The 20,057-nt window shown below is 70.4% G+C and carries 10 protein-coding genes; 1 reads left to right on the top strand and 9 read right to left on the bottom strand.

The genetic code is table 11. The features are described from left to right. Position 1: 1 nt before the first annotated feature. From dcd to ACX1DX_RS12565, 9 genes are all read right to left on the bottom strand, one after another. Positions 2–577 (bottom strand): dCTP deaminase, encoded by a 576-nt coding sequence (gene dcd / locus ACX1DX_RS12605; RefSeq protein ID WP_182762739.1) that lies wholly within the window; start codon positions 575–577, stop codon positions 2–4. Positions 578–619: 42 nt separating this feature from the next. Continuing rightward, positions 620–1,939: an RDD family protein gene (locus ACX1DX_RS12600; protein ID WP_459396867.1), complete on the bottom strand. Its 1,320-nt coding sequence runs from the start codon at positions 1,937–1,939 to the stop codon at positions 620–622. 91 nt (positions 1,940–2,030) lie between these two features. Beyond that, a complete protein-coding gene (locus tag ACX1DX_RS12595; protein WP_459396866.1) occupies positions 2,031–4,322 on the bottom strand; it encodes a transglutaminaseTgpA domain-containing protein in 2,292 nt (763 codons plus the stop codon). Further along, positions 4,319–5,554, bottom strand: coding sequence for a DUF58 domain-containing protein (locus ACX1DX_RS12590; RefSeq protein WP_459396865.1), 1,236 nt, complete (start codon positions 5,552–5,554; stop codon positions 4,319–4,321). The genes ACX1DX_RS12595 and ACX1DX_RS12590 overlap by 4 nt, the downstream gene beginning before the upstream one ends. Beyond that, positions 5,554–6,519 (bottom strand): AAA family ATPase, encoded by a 966-nt coding sequence (locus tag ACX1DX_RS12585; protein ID WP_076063068.1) that lies wholly within the window; start codon positions 6,517–6,519, stop codon positions 5,554–5,556. Before ACX1DX_RS12585 ends, ACX1DX_RS12590 begins: the two co-directional genes overlap by 1 nt. 25 nt (positions 6,520–6,544) lie before the next feature. Beyond that, positions 6,545–12,844: an Ig-like domain-containing protein gene (locus ACX1DX_RS12580; protein ID WP_459396864.1), complete on the bottom strand. Its 6,300-nt coding sequence runs from the start codon at positions 12,842–12,844 to the stop codon at positions 6,545–6,547. A 20-nt stretch (positions 12,845–12,864) separates the two neighbouring features. Next, positions 12,865–14,199, bottom strand: a complete 1,335-nt coding sequence (locus ACX1DX_RS12575; protein ID WP_459396863.1) for an FHA domain-containing protein — start codon at positions 14,197–14,199, stop codon at positions 12,865–12,867. Between the two features lie 55 nt (positions 14,200–14,254). Next, on the bottom strand, positions 14,255–15,358 hold the full coding sequence (locus tag ACX1DX_RS12570; RefSeq protein ID WP_459396862.1) for a MalY/PatB family protein: 1,104 nt from the start codon (positions 15,356–15,358) through the stop codon (positions 14,255–14,257). A 30-nt stretch (positions 15,359–15,388) separates the two neighbouring features. Continuing rightward, complete coding sequence (locus ACX1DX_RS12565; protein WP_182766329.1) at positions 15,389–16,582, bottom strand: hypothetical protein; 1,194 nt, start codon at positions 16,580–16,582, stop codon at positions 15,389–15,391. 291 nt (positions 16,583–16,873) lie between these two features. Here ACX1DX_RS12565 and ileS point away from each other — a divergent pair, with 291 nt between their 5' ends. Then, entirely contained in the window at positions 16,874–20,008 is a 3,135-nt protein-coding gene (gene ileS / locus ACX1DX_RS12560; protein WP_459396861.1) for an isoleucine--tRNA ligase, read from the top strand. Positions 20,009–20,057: the final 49 nt, after the last annotated feature.

Raw genomic sequence — 20,057 nt, 5'->3', positions numbered from 1 at the left:
ATCAGACCTGGCTTCGGTGGAAGTTGAGGTGCGAGCGCGACGGCGTGGGCCCGCGCTGCCCCTGGTAACGGGAGCCGTACTTCTCAGAGCCGTACGCGTGCTCCGCCGGAGAACTGAGCTGGAAGAAGCAGAACTGGCCGATCTTCATGCCCGGCCACAACTTGATGGGCAGCGTGGCCATGTTGGACAGCTCGAGGGTGACGTGGCCCGAGAAGCCGGGATCGATGAAGCCCGCCGTCGAATGCGTCACCAGACCCAGGCGGCCCAGCGACGACTTGCCCTCCAGCCTGGCCGCCAGCGCCTGGCCGAGCGTGATCCGCTCGTACGTGGACGCCAGAGCGAACTCCCCGGGGTGCAGCACGAAGGGTTCGCCTTCGGCCACCTCGATCAGGCGCGTGAGCTCGGGCTGCTCCACCGACGGGTCGATCGACGGGTATCGGTGGTTCTCGAACACGCGGAACAGCTTGTCCAGGCGCACGTCGACGGAGGCGGGTTGCACCATGACGGGATCCCAGGGGTCCAGCAGGATGTTCCCGGCGTGCACTTCGGCCAGGATGTCGCGGTCGCTCAGCAGCATGTCGTCGATCCTAACGCCGCGGCGACCGGCCCAGAGGCGTGCTCAGGAGATGACGGGGCGGCGCAGGACGGTGAACCAACGGTTGCCGTAGCTGACCTGCTGCCCCTCCCTGACCCGCACCTGGGTGCCGGACGGGCAGGGTTCCAGCTCGCCGCCCTGCGTGACGAGGGCCGTGCCGTTGGTGGAGCCGCGGTCCACGACGTACACGCCGCGGGGGTCCGTCCCGATCTGCACGTGGGTGCGCGAGATCATCCGGCCGTCGCCCGACGCGGGCACCAGGTGCACCTCCGGGTCCTCCGGGCCCTTCTGCGGGTTGCGGCCCAGCAGCACCGTGACGGTGAGTTCCACCTCGCGGCCGTCGTCGAGGCGGAGATACCAGCCCTCGCCGCCGTCGCGGCTCGCCGTGGACGGCAGGTTGGCGATGCGGGTGCCTTCGTTGTCCTCCACCTCGCCGAAGTCTCGGCGGCGCACCTTCATGGACGGTTCGATCACCGAGGTGGGGGTGGGCAGCGGGATCCAGGCGCGGGGAGGTTTGGGCGACTCAGCCGGCGTCGGCTCCGGCTTGGGCGGCTGCGGGGCCTGCCACGGCGACGGGGCGGGGGTCTTGGCGGCCGGCGGTCGCCACTGTGCGGAGGCCTGGAAGGGCGCCTGCTGCGGCGCAGGCTCGACGGGCTCGGACTGGACGCCGGGCAACCAGTCCGGCGCTGACAGCTGGGTGCGGGGCTGCGGGGGGAGGCCGCCGTGCGGCGCTCCCTGCTGCGGAGCGCCCTGCTGGGTGCCGCGCGGCGCGAAGGAATCCCAGTTGGGTGTGGCAGTGGTGCCGGGCTGAGGGCTGAACGAGCTCGACAGGTGGGGCGGCAACCCGACGGTGCTGGCCTGGGCCGTCTTCCGCGGGGCCGTGCTGCCGGGACGAGCCTCGGCCTCCCTGGGCTGCACCACGACGGCGGACACAGCCATGTCGTGCCAGCCCTGGCGACGCTCGTGGATCACGAGGAAGATCAGCAGCGCGATGCCGCCGATGACGGTGCCCAGCACCGCGGAGAACACGACGTGGCGCAGGAACACGCGCCACCAGCCGATGGGTTCGCCGTCCTTCAGCGACACCAGCCGCAGTCCCATGGCCTGCGCGCCGAGGCCCGCGCCGCGGACGGCGTAGGCCCACCACTGGTACAGGGCGAAAGCCAGGGACAGCACGCCGGCGCCGATGGCGATGACCAGGGCCACCGTCGGTTCGCTGGCGGAGCGCCCGGCGAACGCGCCCAGGGCGCCGATGACGAGGAACGGCAGCGCGTCGATCACCGCGGCGAGGAAACGCTTCCCCAGCCCAGCGACCACGGCACCGCGTGGAATCAGCCGACTCACCTAGCTCCTCCTAGACCAGATACATGCAGAGAATACCCGTAGGGGTGCCACCCGGCACGGCGGCCGGTGGGGTGAGATGGGCAGCACCGCATCACTTGATCCTCCGGAACGACTTGGTCGACAGGTAGCTTGCGAGCCAGCGCACCCAACTGACGGAGCGCCGCATGCCGCGGTGGATGGCCGCCGAGGACCGCCAGTACTCGCGGGCGGTGGTCTCGCTGGGCTCGCCGGGAGCGAACACCAGCCAGTCGGCCTCCTTCGCCAGCGCGATGGGGTCCGCCACCGCCGCCACCTTCGGGAAGTCCCTGACGAGGGCCTCAGCCTGCTCGGACCGGGTGGCCGAGATGGACGGCGAGCGGCCCACGTCGCGGGCGCGGTCCACCAACTCCGCCCAGGCACCGGCGATCCGGTTGGCCAGGACGGTGTCGTTGCGCCGACGGGAGCGACGGCGCAGCTTCAGCCCGATGACCAGCGCCAACGGCGCCACGATGGTCAGCAGTGGGATGGCGGTGAGAGCAGCGATGGCGCCGATCTGCGCCCAGTCGATCCGGCTCTCCGGCTCCGGGGCCTCGCCCGGTTCGATGGGCAGCAACTCGTCCGGCGGCGGCACCTCGGGCCGCTGCGGCGGCGGGGGCGGGTTCTCGATGAAGGGAAGCTGCTCCGGCGGCGTGCGTTCGTCGTCCTCCGGCGGCTCGCGGTCCTCGGGCGGCGTGGGGTTGAACACCACCCATCCGAGGCCCTCGAGGTAGACCTCCGTCCAGGCGCCCACGTGGCCGCCGGAGATCGCGCTGCCCGTGTCCACCTGGTAGCCGTAGATGACCCGCGCCGGGATGCCCAACTCCCGCGACATCAGCGCCATCGCGACGGCGTACTGCTCGTGGTCGCCGACCATCAACTCCGGGTCCGCGAGGAGGTCGATCAGGCGCCGCTCGGAGTGGCCGGACAGCGAGGCGACCTCGTCGGCCTGGCCGTGGCTGAAGTACCCGTTGCTCAGCCGCTCCTCCAGGGTCAGCGCGAGCTGGCCGGCCGTGCCGCCGTCGCGGGCCCAGGCGCGGGCCGCGGCGATCAGCTCGTCCGGTACGCCGTTGGTCTCCGGCAGGTCGAACCGGCCGGCGCGCGCCTTGGCGATCTCCTCGTCCGGGGGGCGGGGCGCGACCCGGGCGCCGAGCTCGTAGGTGTCGCCCTCGCGCAGCCCGGCCACGTTCAGGCCGGTGCCGGAGCTGCGGTTGTAGAAGAAGTTCTCCCCCAGCTCGACGCGGCGAGGCCCCTCGAAGGCCACCTGCGTGCTGCGCCCCACCGTCGGGGTCCAGACGCCGTCGTAACCGCGCACCGTGACGCGCACGGTGAGGTCGTCGCCCTCGGTGTCGTCGGCGATCCACTGCCCCACGCGGGTGAAGGTGGTGGCCTGCACCGCGGTGTCGTCGAGCGTCGAGACGCGGTAGCTGATGCCGTCGTACTTGTCGAGGGTGGCGAGGCGCACGATGTCGTCCGGGCGCGCCCCCAGCACGTCGAACAGCACCTCCGCACGGTGCTGCGTGATGTTGGCACGGAACCCCTGCAGCGGTGAGGCGAACTGCTCCAGGTCGATGGGCGGCTCCATCGCCGTGCGCAGGGTCTCGCGCGCCGGGGTGGGCGAGATGAACGGCACGGTGGCCAGCGCCACCGCGAAGGCGGCCACCAGCACGCCGGCGCCCAGCAGCGCGCGCAACGGCTTGAGCCGGTTCGCGCTGCCCGCGAGCTGACCCCGCACCACGGCGCGGCGGTCGCTCGTCCACACGAGCACCACGACGAACAGCAGGCCGCCCACCACCAGGGGGCGGTAGGCCACCTGCGAGCCGACGACGACGCCGATCAGGTAGCCCAGCACCGGCGGGAGCCAGGCCATCATGGGCCGACGCGAGCGCAGCGAGATGACCATCGCCAGCAGGCCGGCAGTCAGGCCCACCAGCCCGGGCACGGTCAGCAGGTTGTAGGTCTCGCCGATGGGCGGGTCGAGCGTCAGCATGTCGCGCCACGCCGTCACCGGCCCCACGAGCAGGCCGAACAGCGTGCGCGGGGTGGGGACGACGAAGCCGATCGTCGACGACGGCATGGTGAGCAGGCCGCCGAAGAGGAACCACGCCCCGGCGGCGGCCAGGGAGGTGACGCCCGAGGACCAGTGCCGCAGGGCCGACACCATCGCCAGGCCGATGCCCACGGCCCCGAAGCCGAGGACCGAGACGAACAGCCAGAGGGTGCCGTACACCGGGTAGAAGGAGAGCGCCACCAGGGCCAGCAGCACGAGGATCGCGGTGGCGTCGACGGCGGCCCAGCGCCACCGTCGGGACAGCTCGTACGGGGTGGCGTCGTGCGCCGGCAGGGCCCGGCGGGCGGGGGCGCTCACTGCATGGCCTTCCGCATGGCGCGGGGCAACTCGTCGAGTGTGCCCACCTGCAGCACGGTCACGTTGCTGGCGGAGCGGGCCCGCAGTTCGGCCCCGTCGGCCACGCGGATGCCGACGACGCGGGTGTCGACGTCGAAACGCGCGCAGGCCCGGCGCAGGTCAGCCAGGGTCGCCGTCGAGCCGGTGATGCAGACCGCCACGGACGCCGACGCCTCGCGCCGAATGGTGGTGTGCACCAGGTCCGCGATGCCGCCGCGGGTGCTCTGCCCGACGAGCGACAACTCGTCCAGCGTCCTGGTGGGCGTGACGCTCATCAGGGTCTCGTGCGTGGTCAGCACCGCCAGCGGCGACTCGGAGTACAGCGTCTGCAGCGCCACCGAGGCGGCGCAGGACACGGCGAGTTCGAACTCGGCGTCGTCGAGGTAGGCGCCGCGTCCGGTGTCGAGCGCGACGACGACGCGCGACCTGCGCGACTCCTCGAACTGCCGCACCATCAACTCGCCCGCCCGGGCGGTGGAGCGCCAGTGGACGTGGCGCCGGTCGTCGCCGGCGACATAGGGCCGCAGCGCGTGGAAGTTCATGTCGGCCGACGAGATGTGGGAGCTGGCGTGGCCCTCGAGGTCGTGGACGAAGCCGGCCTGCCGCCCGGGCAGCCGCACGGTGCGGGGGTGGACGTAGAGCTCGAGGGCCTCCGTCCAGGTGGTGGAGCGGCCTGCAAGCGCGAAGGGGTCGCCCTGCACCGTCTGGGCGGGGCCGACCGTGACAAGACCGCGCTTGTCCGTGGGGATACGAAACGTGTTGTGCGACACGGCGCCGGAGACCAGCGACGGGAGCGAGAAGCTCGTCGACACCGGCCCGACGGGCAGGTCCAGCCGCGAACCCCAGTGGCGGCGGGGTGCGGCGTTGCGCACCATCAGCTCCCCCCGGGCCGGGTCACCCACGACGACGGCGCGGCCGGCCAGCCGCAGCCCCACCTCGAGCGTGGGCCGGCCGATGGTGAACAGCAGGCACAGCCCGACGGTGACCACCGCCAGCACTCCCGCGACGGTGAACTCGAGCCACCCGAAGCCCAGGCCGAGCGCCAACGCCAGGGCGCCGGCGGCCAGCGCCATCCAGCCGCTGGTGCGCAGGCCGGTGACGCGGCGGAGCCGGTCATAGAACCGGCGCAGGCCGTCGAACGTGGGTGGGTCCACAACTTCGGGAGCTTCCCACCGCGCGGGAGTTGCGGTCATCAGGCGGACTGACGCTCCGTCGGAGGCTCCACGGAACCGACCACCTCGGCCATGACGTCAACCGCCTGGACCCCGTTGAACTCGGCCTCCGGGTCGAGGATGAGACGGTGCGCGAGGCACGGGATGGCGAGCATCTTCACGTCGTCCGGCACCACGAAGTGCCGCCCCAGCGACGCGGCCCACACGCGGGTGGAGCGCACCAGGGCCAGGGCGCCGCGGACGGAGACGCCCAGCCGCACGTCGTCGACGTGCCGGGTGGCCTCCGTGAGGCGGGTGATGTAGTCGAAGATCGACGACTCGATGTGCACGGACGCGGCCAGTTGGCTCATCTCCGCCACCTGCGAGGTGGACAGCACCGACGGCAGCGCCGTCGACCTGGGCCGGCTGCCGCCGGTGGCGAGGATCCGCATGGTGGCGTCGTGGTCCGGGTAGCCGAGCGCCGTCTTCATGAGGAAACGGTCGAGCTGCGCCTCCGGCAGGCGGTAGGTGCCGGCCTGCTCGATGGGGTTCTGGGTGGCGATCACCATGAATGGCTGGCCGACGTTGTAGGACTGCCCGTCCACGGTGACCCGCGATTCCTCCATCACCTCGAGCAGCGCCGACTGGGTCTTCGGAGAGGCGCGGTTGATCTCATCGGCCAACACGATGGAGGCGAAGATGGGGCCCTGGTGGAACTCGAAGTCGCCGGACTTCTGGTCGAAGATCGTCACACCCGTGACGTCCGAGGGCAGCAGGTCCGGCGTGAACTGGATGCGGCTGTTGGTGCCCTGCACGGACTGGGCGATGGCGCGCGCGAGCGTGGTCTTCCCGGTGCCCGGGTAGTCCTCGAGCAGGAGGTGCCCTTCCGCGAGCATGCAGGTGACGGCCAGCCGGACGGCTTCCGTCTTGCCCATGATGACGCGTTCGATGTTGGCGACGATGTTGGCGAAGTTCTCGCCGAACCACCGGGCTTGTTCGGGATTCACTGGCTCTGGTTTCCTTCGTTCGGGCTCATCTGATCCTGCTCCAGGTCTGGGTGGAGCCGTTCAGCGTGCAGGTGACGTCGATCCGGGTGGGCTTGATGTCCGGCGGGGTGGAGGTGGTGGGCTCGGGGGTGGGGCCACCGGGCTCCGCCGGGCTGGGAGTGACGGTCACCGGGTCCGCCGAGATGTACTGCTCGGTGGGCTGGTAGTAGATGACCCCGTCGCTGCCCGCCGGCACCACTTCCTGCTGCTGCTTGCCCTCACCGCTCAGCTCGATGGTGCAGCTGCCGGAGTCGACGTAGCTGAACTTGAAGGTCAGCTGGTCGTTCTGGAGTTGCGGGAGGACGGGCGCCGTCGACACCGCGGAGATCGCCGGGAGGTGGCTGAAGCTCTGCTCGTTGACGCGCCACGGGATCTGTTGCTCGCCGTAGGGGACCGCGCCGCTGCGCTGGCTGGACCAGACGCAGCCCCTCGATCCCGGATAGCAGAACTCGAAGGCGGTCGGGTCCCAGCCGTTGGTGGCCTCCCAGTCGTCTGCGCTTCCGCTGAGACGCGCCGTGACCCGGCTCTCGTCGACGGCTGAGTAGGAGGCGACCTGGGGAGGCGTCGGCTCGGCGCCCTGGGGACGCAAGCCGGTGCGGGTCTCCACGGCGGACTCCATCTGGTCGAGCACCGCCTTGATTTGCAGCTGATACCGGCGCCCGTTGACGAGCGGCCTGATGACGCCGTCGCCGGGGAGCTGGTGCCAGCCCTCGCCCATCGAGTACTGGATCACGCCCGGGGAGTTGCGCGGCATGGTGTGGGCAACGCTGACGGTGACCTGGCCGTCGCCCGGGGTGGCCTCCACGGACGTGAGCTTCGGCCGGGCCCACGAGGTGATGGGTGTCGGCGACATGCCCAGCGCCACCTCGCTGTGCCGGTTCTTCGCGTAGACGCGGAACTGGGTGGCCTCGGTGCCCATCCCGTGGATGGCCGCCTGGAGGGTGGTGGCCCCCGTCGGCGCCACCACTGCCTGGCGGTCCGTGCGCTCGCGGCCCGACGCCACGGGGACGACGCGGTACTGCGCGATGGTGGGGTCGCCGTTGGGGTCCACCCCCGACACGTCGAAGGAGACCCGGAAGCCGCCGCCGATGTCGTCCTGGATGGTGGTGGGCGTCACGGCGATGGAGCCCATCGGCGCCCCGACGGGGTACTCGCTGTTCGAGGCGTCCGACAGGTCGGAATCGAAGTGGGCCGCGTTGGAGACGATCGCGTGGTCGCTGAGGGCCTGCACCCGGAACTGCGACGACTGGCCGTTGACGAGGTTGGCCCACCACAGCGCCCGCTGGTCCGCCGAGACCGTCTGCGGACTGTCGGGCTGTTCGGCGCCGTCGACGTAGCGACGGACCAGGTAGCCCTTGACCCCGCTGGAACCGAACTCCGAATCGGTGATCCGGTTGTGCACCCAGGAGACCGTGAGGCCGCGGTCTCCCGTGGCGGCCTGGACCACCTGCGGCGGCAGCAGCTTGGCGTCGGGGTGGAACGCCGCGGACGGCGGCGAGATCTCCGACGGGCCGACCGAGTTCTGCTCGGTCACCGTCGCGGTGTACGGGACACCGTTGGTGAGGCCACGGATGCTGCAGATGCCGCGCGAGCAGGTGCCCTCCGCGGGTGGGAGGCCCGGCGCGGTCGCCAACGCGGTGCCGGTGACATTGGCCGGCACGTCGCCGCCCGTGCCGGTGGGGGTGTACTTGAAGGTGACCGAACCGTCGCCGGCGACGATGTCGTAGGGGTTCCCGGGGCGGCCGGGCACGTCGCGGACCCGCACCTGGATGACCCCGCTGACCACCCGTTCGGGGTCGCGGAGCGCGTCGTTGACCGAGTAGCTGACCACCATCGTGCCGTGCCACCCCGGCGCCGGCGAGACGGTCACGACGCCTGCCCCCGGGTCCGCCACGGCCTTGCCGCCGCCGCTGACCACCCGCGCGCCTTCGAGGAACACCTGCTGGTCGTGCGGCAGGTAGGACACCACGTTGTCGCCGAGCACCGGCACCGGCATGGACTGGCCGGCGTCGACCTCGACGACCACCTCGGACGCGGAGACCTTCTGGAACCGGGAGGCCACCACCAGGACGGTGAGTTCGAACCGGGCGGTGTTGGCGTCCACCGAACCGTCGATCACCTCGCCCTGCAGCACGACGGACTGGCCCTTGCGCGCCGAATCGAGGGCGCGCGCGACGATGCGGTTGCCGTGCTCCTCCCACTCGATGGGGGCGTCGCCGCGGATCTGGCGCGGACGCTCCAGTAGCCGCACGCTGTCGCCCTCGGGGTCGCGGAAGAAGGCCGTCACGTCGATGCTCTGCTCATCCTCCGCGGCGCCGACCTCGAGGACCGGACGCTCCGTGAGCAGGACGGGCGCCTGGTTGACCTGGTAGCCCTCCTGGTCGGGGTCCGAACTGCCGCTGACCTTCGCGCGCAACACCGTCACGGGGATGGAGATGAACGCGCTGCTCACGTCGGTGCTGGCGCTGGAGGCGGGCATCACGTCCCTGACCTCGAACACGACGGCGGCGGGGCCGAAATCCGCCAGCCCCGGCTGGTACTCCACGGCGTTCAGACCCGCGGCCCGGGCCAGGCCGGTGCCGGGGTAGCCCTTGATGTTCTCGACGCTGGCGAGTTCCACCTCACGGCCCTGGGTGCCCTGCACCACCTCGTTGACGTTGATCTGGAGGTTCTCGCCGGCCCGCACCGTCATCTGGAGCGCCGGGTCCTTCAGTGTGGGCATCACGTCGCCGCGGCCGGGGACTGTGATCACGCCGTTGGTGCCGAGGCCGTCGTCGTCCACCGCCCGGTAGCGGATCTGCTGCATGGTGTCGCGTACGCCGATGGAAACCTTGCCCTCGTCGGTGAGGCGGGGCGCGAGGTCGTCCTCGGCATCGGTGTCGGGGAGGTCCACGGTGAGCTCGTCACGCGGGCCGTCGGGGTCGTAGTCGTTGGCGAGGGGGTCGATCTCGACGTACTGCTGATCCGCGAGCTGGGCCACGTCGACGAGGTCGTCGCGGGCCACGGGCGGCAGCAGGGGCGCCTCCTCGTCGACCGTGAGCCTGATGAGCCCGGAGTTCGGTTCGCCGCGGAGGTCGACGATGTCGTAGGTGCCGTCGTAGTCGCCCTCCTCCTCCGGCGCCGTCATGACCAGTTCGCGGTTATCCACCAGTTGCACGGGGATCTCGGCGCGCATCCGCGCCGGCTCCTCGCTGGCGAACTTGATGGGATCGCCGTCGAGGTCGTAGTCGTTGGAGAGGGGATCCAGCTGCACCTGGCGTCCCGGGCGCGTGCGGATCTCATCCATGACTGCGATGGGCTTGTTGTTGGTCTTGCTGGGCTGGGCCACGCCGATCCGGATCTCGCCGGTGGCCTCGACGCCGTGGCTGTCGACGACGACGTAGCGGAACGTGTCCGTGCCTGCGGAGGTGAGGAACGCCTCGTACTCGAAGTACCGCTCCCCCACCTTGAGGACGCGGCCGTGCGTCGGGATGGAGCCCAGGCCCACGAGCCGCACCGAGTCGCCCTGCGGGTCGATGCCGTCGAGCGGGATGGGGATGCGGGTGGTGGTGCCTGCGAGCACGCGGTCGATCACCTGGCGGGGCTGCGGGGGCTCCGCGTTGGAGGCCTCCTCGGACACGATGGTGACCCGCACGATGCCGTCGGTGGCCTCACCTGTGCTGTCGACGGCGCGGTAGCGGACCTGGCTGACGCCCGGGGCCGAACCCGCCGGGACGCTGACCCGCACGGTGTCGCCCTCCACCCACGCGTTGTCGCCGAACGGGTTGTCCACCAGTTCGGCGTCGATCGTGAGGTCGCGGCCGTCCGGCGAGGTGTCGTTCTCCAGCACCTTGACCGCGCCCGTGGCGCCGGCGCGCACGCGCAGCAGGTCGTCCTCGACCCGCGGCCCGATCTGGTCCGACGCGTCGGTGGCGACCACCTGGATGGTGCCCCGCTTCGACGCGGTGCCGTCGGAGACGTGGTAGTGGAACTTCTCCGTGCCGGTGAGCTCCGCCGTCGCCTCGATGGTCAGCAGCGTGCGGCGCTCCATGGTCACGTTGAGCGTGGGGGGCACGTCCGTGATGGTCTGGATGACCAGGACGTCGCCATCGGGGTCCGTGTCGTTGAGGAGCGGGTCCACCGTGATCGAGCCCATCGCCGGGAGGTGCGCGACGTCGTCCACCGGCACGGGCGGCCGGTTGGTGAGCCGCGGCAGCACGTCCACGCGCACCAGCCCGCTGGCGCCGTTGTTGACGCTGTAGTTGATGTAGTGGGCGCCCACCCTGTCCGAGGTGAACGTGAAGCGGTTGTCCGCCAGCGACGTCTCGACGCACTCCGCGCAGTCGACCGGGTTGACCTCCGTGAGGTTGATCGCGCGGATGTCGTTGGCGAGCGGCTCTACGGTGACGGATTCGCCCTGCATGGTGGTGGCGAAGTCGCCGTAGGTGGTGGGCGGCACGACCTCTTCCGAGACGAGCACCTGCAGCTGGTCCGTCGTGACGGCGCCGTGCCGGTCCGCCACCTGGACGTGGATGGTCTTGGGCCCGAAGGTGGTGCCCAGGTCGGTGTAGGTGATCTCACCGTCCGGGCGGAACTGCACGATGTCGCTGAACTGGGGGTCCATCCAGGCCTTCACCAGGATGAGCGGGTCGCCCTCCGCGTCGCGCCAGTCCAGCAGCGCGCGGTACTTCACGTCGGAGTCGCCCTTGGTGACCCGCAGCGGCTGGGGGGCCGGCACGTCCGGGTCATGCTTGCCGCGCAGCGCGGGCGGCTGGTTGCCGCCGCCGGGCTCCGCCGGGTGGACCGTGACATAGGCGTTGGCCGTCGCGGTCTTCTCGCGGCCGTCGTCGACGGTGTAGGGCACGACGATCTCGCCGCTGGCATCTGAGTCGACAGTGATCTGCAGCCCCGACCCGCCGCGCACCGGCTGCACCGTGGCGCCGTCGATCTGCAGGTCGTCCGGCACGGAGATGGTCAGCACGTCGCCGTCAGGGTCCGTGTCGTTGTCGAGCACCGGGATGATGGTGGCCACGCCGGCGCGGGCGCCCAGGCGGTCGTCCTTGGCGATGGGGGCGCGGTTGTCGAGGGTGCGGTCCGGGAGCACCGTCGGGTCGCCCTCGGTGTACTCGCTGTCTTCGCGCTCGACGATGGGCCGCACGTGCGACCAGGCCTCCGGCAGGATCACGGTGCCCTTGTCCACCAGCCAGACGGTGCCGTTGGCCATGTCGTTGAGGGCCACCGTCGTGCGGTTGACCTGGAACTCCAGGGCGGTTCCGTCGCTGGTGAGGTGGTCGAGCTCGGTGACCACCGGTTCCTCACCGGCGCAGCGCTTCACGACCCGGAGCACTCCAGGGCCTCCCTGGAACGCACCGTAGAGGCAGTCCGCCACCTGGATGGGGCGCACCGGCCTCAGGTCCATGCGCCCGGACATGGAGCGGAACCCGTCCGGCGTGATCGCGCCCAGCCCGGCCTCGTTGGCGAAGAGCGCCCGGGCGCCGTCCTCACCGTGCAGCACGTCTGCCACCGGCGGCAGCAGCACCGCCTGCGACTGCCCGCTGATGGTGAACGCCTTCGGCATCCCCTCCACCCAGATCTGGGCGTTGTGCCGGTCCAGGACGACGGCGTTGTCACCGACGGCGGAGATCTCGAAGCTGCGGCGCGCGGGGTCGAACTCGATGGGCACCGCAGTGGTGAGGACGACGTCGCCCTCGAGCCGCACGAGCGTGCTGGCGGAGACGTTGAGGCCGATGGCCTTCCCGCTGACGGTCAGGGTGGCCACCCCGAACTCGCCCACCTCCAGATCCGGCTTGTCGCGGAGGAAGTCCACCCGCAGCATCTCGTCGAGGGTGCCGTGCCAGACGCGCCCGTTCTCCTGGTCGAACACCAGCATGGAGCCGCCCACCTGCTGCACCACCGCGTTGGGCGGCATCTTGGTGGCGCGCTCCAGGATGTTGCGCCCGGGGAGGTACGGATGCAGGTTCGACGACTGCGGCAGGAAGGCCTGCGCGTGCTCCTGGTGCTGGTAGAGCTGGAACCTGGAGTCGCCGGTGGCCGTCGCCGCGGACAGCTCGTCGATCTGGGCGTTGACGGTGCCCATGAGTCCGTCGTCACGCTTGCCGACGAAGACGATGCCCTCGTCGAGGTGCACGTCTGCCTGCACGAGGCCCGGGCTGAGGTACGCGGCGACGCCCAGGGCGATCGCCAGGACGACGACGAGGAGGGCCTGCCAGAACCGCCGGAGGAAACGGGCGATGATCCGAAGGGGCCGGGCAGCCTGCCTGGCTGGCCCGAGCGGAGCGTCCGTCACGGAGATCTGGTCCTCCTCTTCTAACCGCGGGGCGGCTCGATGCGCAGCGAAACGCCGTCACCGAGGTCGAGCACGGTGCCGATCCCCACCTGGACCGAGGCACCATCGCGCAGGGTGAACGGGGGTTCGCCGGCGGGGAGCACAGTGGTGCCGTTGGTGGAATCCAGATCCGTGACGTGCACGTTCCAGTCCTGCGTGGTGATCAGCAGGTGGTTGCGCGAGATGTCGTTGCTGGGGCTGGCCACCCGCATGAGGTGGCTGCCGGACGGGCCGTGGCCCGCATCGGGGGCGCGGCCCACGACGATGCCGGCGACGATGTCGGCGAAGTCGCCGCGGTTGGTGTGCACACCCGCCAGGACGGGGCGGCGGATGAGCCGCGGGTTCGACGAGTCCACGGGGTACTGGCAGATGCGGCAGGTGCGGCTGCCGGGGGCGTTGGGGTGGTTGTTGACACACGGCACGGCCAGCACCTGCGGGTCCGGCCGCTCGTCGGCCGGCGGCGCGGGCTTGTGCGTGGCGGCCAGTCCCGTGGAGAAGATGGTGCCGCCGTCGTCCTCCTCCACCTCGCCGAACGAGCGCGGCACCACGACGGGCGCCGGTCGCTCAGCCGGCGACGACAGCGATGCGGGCTCCGCGATGGGGGGCACGACCACCTCGGGCGCGACCGGGGGCGGGATGACGGCGCTGAGCGCTGCGGCGATCTCCTCCGGGCCGGCTTCGTCGGTGTCGTCCGCGTCGAATTCCTCAGACGGCGGGGCGTCGAGGACCATGGCCTCCGAGAATTCGTCATGGACGACGTCCACCGGCGCGTCGTCGTCTGAGACGTGGGCCGCGGTGGGGACGAACTGCGGCGTGCCGGCCGGCTCGTCCGCGGTGGGGAACCGCACGAGAGCGGCGGGATCAGTGGTCAGGAACACGGCCGAGACGGTGGCCGCCCCGACCACCAGCGGCAACTGCAGGGCCTGGTCCGCGTCGAACTCCTCCAGCGTGATGCCGAGGTTGCGCTCGCGGCCCAGGTGCTCCTCGCGCCACGTCACGCTCCCCTCGCCCTGCAGGACGACATCCCCGGAATCAGTGTCGACCACCCGCACGCGGCCGCGCGCGAGACCGTGCAGCCCGTCGTCGTCCCAGTGGAACGCACCCAGATCCGGCATGGAATCCAGGCCCACCTGCGAGACGAGCGTCAGCAGCGCGTCCAGGGAGCCGGCGGCCACCACGCTCAGCCAGAGTTCGTTCACCGTGGCTGCTGCGCGCGCCGGCGGGGGCGCCATGACCACCAGGGTGCTCGGCCCGGTCAGGGCAAGCCACGCACCGGGCGTGTAGGTGGTGCGCCATGCAGCCATGGGTCGCGTCATCGTCATCTCCTCGGATTGGCACTAGGCAGAAGGTTAGCGGTCAGGACCCGCGAAACTAGTTGATGGACGAAGCCATCCGCCTGATGCCCTCGGTGATGATCTCACGCGAAGAGGCCAGATTGACCCTGACGAATTGGGTGGATTCAGGCGAGAAGTCCGTGCCGAAGTTGAACCGCACCCGGCCCACTTCGTGGAAGTGCCGGCCGGGGTGTACCAAGCCCAGCGGCGAGCAGTCGAGCCATGCCAGATAGGTGCCCTCGGACGGCGTGTAACTGAGTTGCGGGAGCTGCCGGGCCAGTTCCTCGGCGAAGAACACCTTATTCGCGTCGATCTCCTGCGACGCCTGCGCCAGCCACTCGCGGCCTTCGCGCAGCGCGGTGGTGTGGGCGAGGATGCCGAAGTAGGAGGCGGAGTCCGACACGACGGGGTTGATGCGGCCACGCAATTCCGCCGGGCCGATGATGAGCGCGGCTTTGAGGGCCGCCAGGTTCCAGCACTTCGACGCGGACGTGATGATGACCGCGCGCGCGCCCGGCGCCGCCTGGAGGTAGGGGGTGTGCCGGGTGCCGGCGAGCGGTGCGTGGATCTCGTTGGAGGCGACGATCACGCCGTGTGCGTCGGCCAACGCGGCCACCGCCCGCAGTTCCTCGACAGTGTGCACGGCCCCGGTGGGGTTGTGCGGCGAGCACAGGAGGTACAGCGCGGGGCGGTGCTCGACGAACGCGGCCTCGATGGCGGCCAGGTCCAGCCGCCCGTTCTCCAGCATGGGGGCGGTGACCAGTTCCCGGGCGCGGCTGACGCTGCGGAAGGGCGGGTAGACGGGCGGGTTGATCAGCACCCGGTCCCCCGGCTCCGTGAAGGCCAGCACGGCCTCGCGCATGCCGGTGACGACGTCCGCGACCAGCATGGCGTCGGCCGTGTCGAACTGCCAGCCCCACTGCCACTGCGCGTAGTCGGCCATCGCCTCCTGGTAGGCGGGCAGCTCGGGGTAACCGGTGTCCGAATCGCGGATGGCGCGCTCGATCCGATCACGGACGGCGACAGCGATCTCCGCGTCCATCTCGGCGACGAACATGGGCAGCACGTCCGGTTCGAAGCGGCGCCACTTGATGCTGCCCCGCTGCCTCAACTCGTCCAGCGGCACATTGAAGATCGTCATGCCGGCGAGTCTATGGCAGCCGGCCCCGCCTCAGCCGCCGTCGACAGTGTGGGCGACGGCCCCGATGATGTCGTGCAGGAAGCGCAGGTACCCGTCGACGTGTTCCCGCGGCGCCGCGCCTTCGATGACCACGGCGGCCACCTCCCGCTCGAGCCACAACTGGCTGAACTCCGGTGTGGTGGGGGCGGTGAAGAACCGCCACACGGCCGGGCCCAGCAGGCGACGGGTGGCGTCCGCGTCCGACGACGTGACGCGCCAGCGGGCGTCGAACGTGGGGTCGCCCACCTCGATGTCGCTGGTGCCCATCAACTCGGCCAGCAACGCGTTCTCCGCGGTCAGCCGCACGGGGTTCATCACCAGGCCCGGGCGTCGCACGCAGAGCACCTGGCGGATCTTGGTGCCCTGCTCGGGGGCGGAGATCCACTGCCAGCCGAAGCACGGGAGGTCGCCGAAGCGGCCCACGAAACCGTGCACGAACCTGCCGGACGGCACCGGGCCCTGATTGAAGCGTTCGACGATCTCGCGCGCGTTGGCGTAGTAGAGCCAGCCGCGCTGTCCCGCCCACTCCTGCCAGGTGGTGCCGCGTCGGACGACGGGCCTCGGCGCCGCGGTGCGCAGCGCGGGGGCCGAGGCGGTGAGATAGGCGGGCAGGGCGCGCTGGTAGGGGCGGGGCCGGATGGCGTCGAGCACCCGTGAATCGATGGCGTCGACCATCTTGCGGAGCAGGTCCAGGTACCGGTCCACGTGCTCGGGCTCGACGCGGCCGCGCGCGCTCAGCAGGACGGCGTCGTGCTCGAACCAGATCTCCGAGAAGTCCGCGGTGATGGGGATCAGCAACTGGCGGACGGCCTCGTTGAGCACGTCGTTGGCGAACTGGGGGTGGGCGGCGCTGACCCGCCAGGCCAGGTCGAAATCCGCCTCGATGGGGATGCCGGGGCCGGACTGGGTGAAATCCGCCACCTCGATGCTCAGCCAAGGGAACCGCACCCCCGGCACCCGCAGTGCCACGACGTGGAGGTGACCGGCCGGGTCCGAACCCGCCGTCGCCCGGAAACCGAAGCAGGGCAGGCCTGCATAGGTGCCGGACCACCCGACGGTGATCGCGCGCTGTCCGCCGACGTGGAGGCCGCCGCCGCGGAAGGTACCCGTCATGGCCTCCCACGCGGGGAAGAAGTGCAGGTTGCGGAGGGTCGCCCAGTGCCGCCAGGCCTCAGCATCGGCCATTCAGGCACCTCCCTTCCATCCCCATCGGCTCAATGTTGCCATGGAGGTCGTCCGGCGGGGCGCCGACCGCCGCGTGGGCTTGAGTCGGCGCCGCACTCGGCGCATAATGGCACGGACCGCACGGCGCGGATGGGGCCATCACCCCGGAGCTGCCGGAAGAACGGTGGATCTCCACTCATTAGAACCGGCTGCGGCAGCGAATGAAGCGGGGCGCTCACGCGTCCAAGAAGGGTGGTACCGCGGGCCACGGCTCGTCCCTTCGCCATTGCAGACGAAGAAGGAACCCACCCGATGAGCACCACTCCCGGCTACCGCGCCGTGCCCGCCCAGGTCGATTTCCCGGCGATGGAGCACGACATCCTGAAGTTGTGGGCTGAGCGCGGCACGTTCGACCAGTCCCTCGAGAACTCCAAGGGCGGTGAGCCCTGGACGTTCTACGAAGGTCCGCCCACCGCCAACGGCATGCCCGGCACCCACCACATCGAGGCGCGGGTGTTCAAGGACATGTTCCCCCGCTTCAAGACGATGCGCGGCTTCCACGTGGAGCGCAAGGCGGGTTGGGACTGCCACGGCCTGCCCGTCGAACTCGCCGTCGAGAAGGAACTGGGCTTCTCCGGCAAGGCCGACATCGAGGCCTATGGCGTGGAGGCGTTCAACGCCAGGTGCCGCGAATCCGTGCTGCGCCACGTCGACGCGTTCTCCGATCTGACGGAGCGGATGGGCTACTGGGTCAACCTCGACAAGGCCTACGTCACCATGACGCCCGAGTACGTGGAGTCACTGTGGTGGGCGCTGAAGCAGATCCACTCCAAGGGCCTGCTGCAGGAGGACTACCGCGTCGCGCCGTACTGCCCGCGCTGCGGCACCGCGCTGTCGGACCACGAACTCGCGCAGGGCTACGAGGACGTCACCGACCCCTCCATCTACGTGCGCTTCCCGCTCACGTCCGGCCCGCTCGCCGACGACGTCGACCTCCTGGTCTGGACGACGACACCCTGGACGCTGGTGTCCAACACCGCCGTCGCGGTGCATCCGGAGGTCACCTACCGGGTGGCCAGCCACCCTGAGCAGAAGTCGCTCGTGGTCGCCGAACCGCTCGCCGAGCAGGTGCTGGGCGAGGAATGGACGCTGGGCGCGTCCTTCACCGGCGCGGAGATGGAGCGCTGGTCCTACCAGCGGCCGCTCGAACTGGTCGAGTTCCCCGCCGAGGCCCACTTCGTGGTGCTGGCCGACTACGTCACGACGGAGGACGGCTCCGGCCTGGTCCACCAAGCCCCGGCCTTCGGTGAGGACGACATGGCCGTCTGCCGCGCCTACGGGCTGCCGTTCGTGAACCCCGTCACCAGGGAGGGCGCCTTCGAGGAGGGCCTCAGCCTGGTGGGCGGCATGTTCTTCAAGGACGCCGACGCGTTCATCGTCGAAGACCTCACCTCGCGCGGCCTGATGTTCCGCAAGCTGGACTACACGCACAGCTACCCGCACTGCTGGCGCTGCCACACCCCGTTGCTCTACTACGCCATGCCCTCCTGGTACATCCGCACCACGCGCATCAAGGACCAGTTGCTCGCCGAGAACGAGGACACCACCTGGCACCCGGAGAACATCAAACACGGCCGCTTCGGCGACTGGCTCACCAACAACGTCGACTGGGCCCTGTCACGCACCCGCTACTGGGGCACGCCGCTGCCCATCTGGCGCTGCGAGGACGACCACCAGGTGTGCGTCGGTTCCCGCGCGGAGCTCTCGGAGCTGACTGGGCAGGACCAGTTGGCGCTCGACCCGCACCGCCCGTTCGTCGACGACATCACCTTCGGCTGCCCCACCTGCGGGAAGGAGTCGCGGCGCGTGCCCGAGGTCATCGACGCCTGGTTCGACTCCGGCTCGATGCCCTTCGCGCAGTGGGGCTACCCGCACGCCGAGGGTTCCGTCGAGATGTTCGAGGAGCGCTACCCGGCTGATTTCATCTGCGAGGCCATCGACCAGACCCGCGGCTGGTTCTACTCGCTGATGGCGGTGGGCACCCTCGTCTTCGGCGAATCGGCGTACAAGAACGTCGTGTGCCTGGGCCACATCCTGGCCGACGACGGCCGCAAGATGTCCAAGCACCTGGGCAACGTGCTGGAACCCATCCCGCTGATGGACAAGCACGGCGCCGACGCGGTGCGCTGGTTCATGGCGTGCTCCGGCTCGCCGTGGTCGGCCCGCCGGGTGGGCGACACCACCATCGGCGAGACCGTGCGCAAGGTGCTGCTGACGTACTGGAACACCGTCGCCTTCCACACCCTGTACGCGCGCGCCGCCAACTGGATTCCGACGGGCACCGCTCCCGCCGTGGCAGATCGCCACGTGCTGGACCGTTGGTTGACCTCCACCACCCAGGAGCTGATCCTGGAGACCACGGACGCGCTCGAGAACTTCGACACGCAGCGCTACGGCCAGGCCCTCGCCGGCTTCATCGACGCGTTGTCCAACTGGCACGTGCGTCGTTCCCGTCGCCGGTTCTGGAGCGGCGACGAGGGCGCCCTGTGGACGCTCCACGAGACGCTCGACACGCTCACCCGCCTGCTGGCCCCCATCATGCCGTTCGTCACGGAGCGCGTGTGGCAGGACCTGTTCCACGCCGCGGACCCGGAGGGCCCCAACTCGGTCCACCTGGCCTCGTGGCCCGTGGCGGACGAGTCGCTCATCATCCCGGAACTGACCGAGGCGATGAAGCTGACCCAGCGCACCGTCGAACTGGGCCGCTCCGCGCGCGCCGAGTCCAAGATGAAGGTGCGCCAGGTGCTGGGCCGCATGCTGGTGCCGTCGAGAATCTTCGCCAAGCTCTCGCCCGAGTTGCAGGAAGAGGTCAAAGCCGAGCTGAACGTCGAATCCATCGAGTCCTTCGATTCGGCCGGCGACCTCGTCGATTTCTCCGCCAAGGGCAACTTCCGCAACCTCGGCAAGCGCTTCGCGAAGAAGACGCCGCTCGTGGCGAAGGTCATCGCCGAGCTGGACGCCGCCTGGCTCGCCGGGCAGCTCCGCGACGTCGGCCGCGCCCTGATCGAGTTCGAGGGCGAAGAGGTGGAGCTGTCCGCCGACGACGTCATCGTGACCGAGCGGCCCCGCGAGGGCTGGTCCGTGGTCAATGAGCAGGGCGAAACCGTCGCGCTCGACCTGGAGCTGACGCCGGCCCTGGTGCTGGCCGGCCTGGCCCGCGAGGTCATCCGGTTCATCCAGGACGCCCGCAAGCGCGCCGGGCTGGAGATCACGGACCGGATCCGCGTCACCGTCGAGGCCGACGGCCCCCTCGGCGACGCCGTCGAGACCCACCGGAGCCTCATCGCCGGCGAGGTGCTGGCCGTCGATCTCACGAACGCGCCGGTGGCTGAAGCCACGGATGTCGACGATGAGCTGGGGCTGAAGATCGCCCTCCAGAAGGCATGATCCGGGGCGGGCCAAGAATTCTTAGGGTCTTCTTAGGACTCGGGGGCAA

The sequence above is a fragment of the Tessaracoccus zhenghani genome, from assembly GCF_054552775.1.
This window is presented reverse-complemented; position numbering and strand designations above follow the sequence as displayed.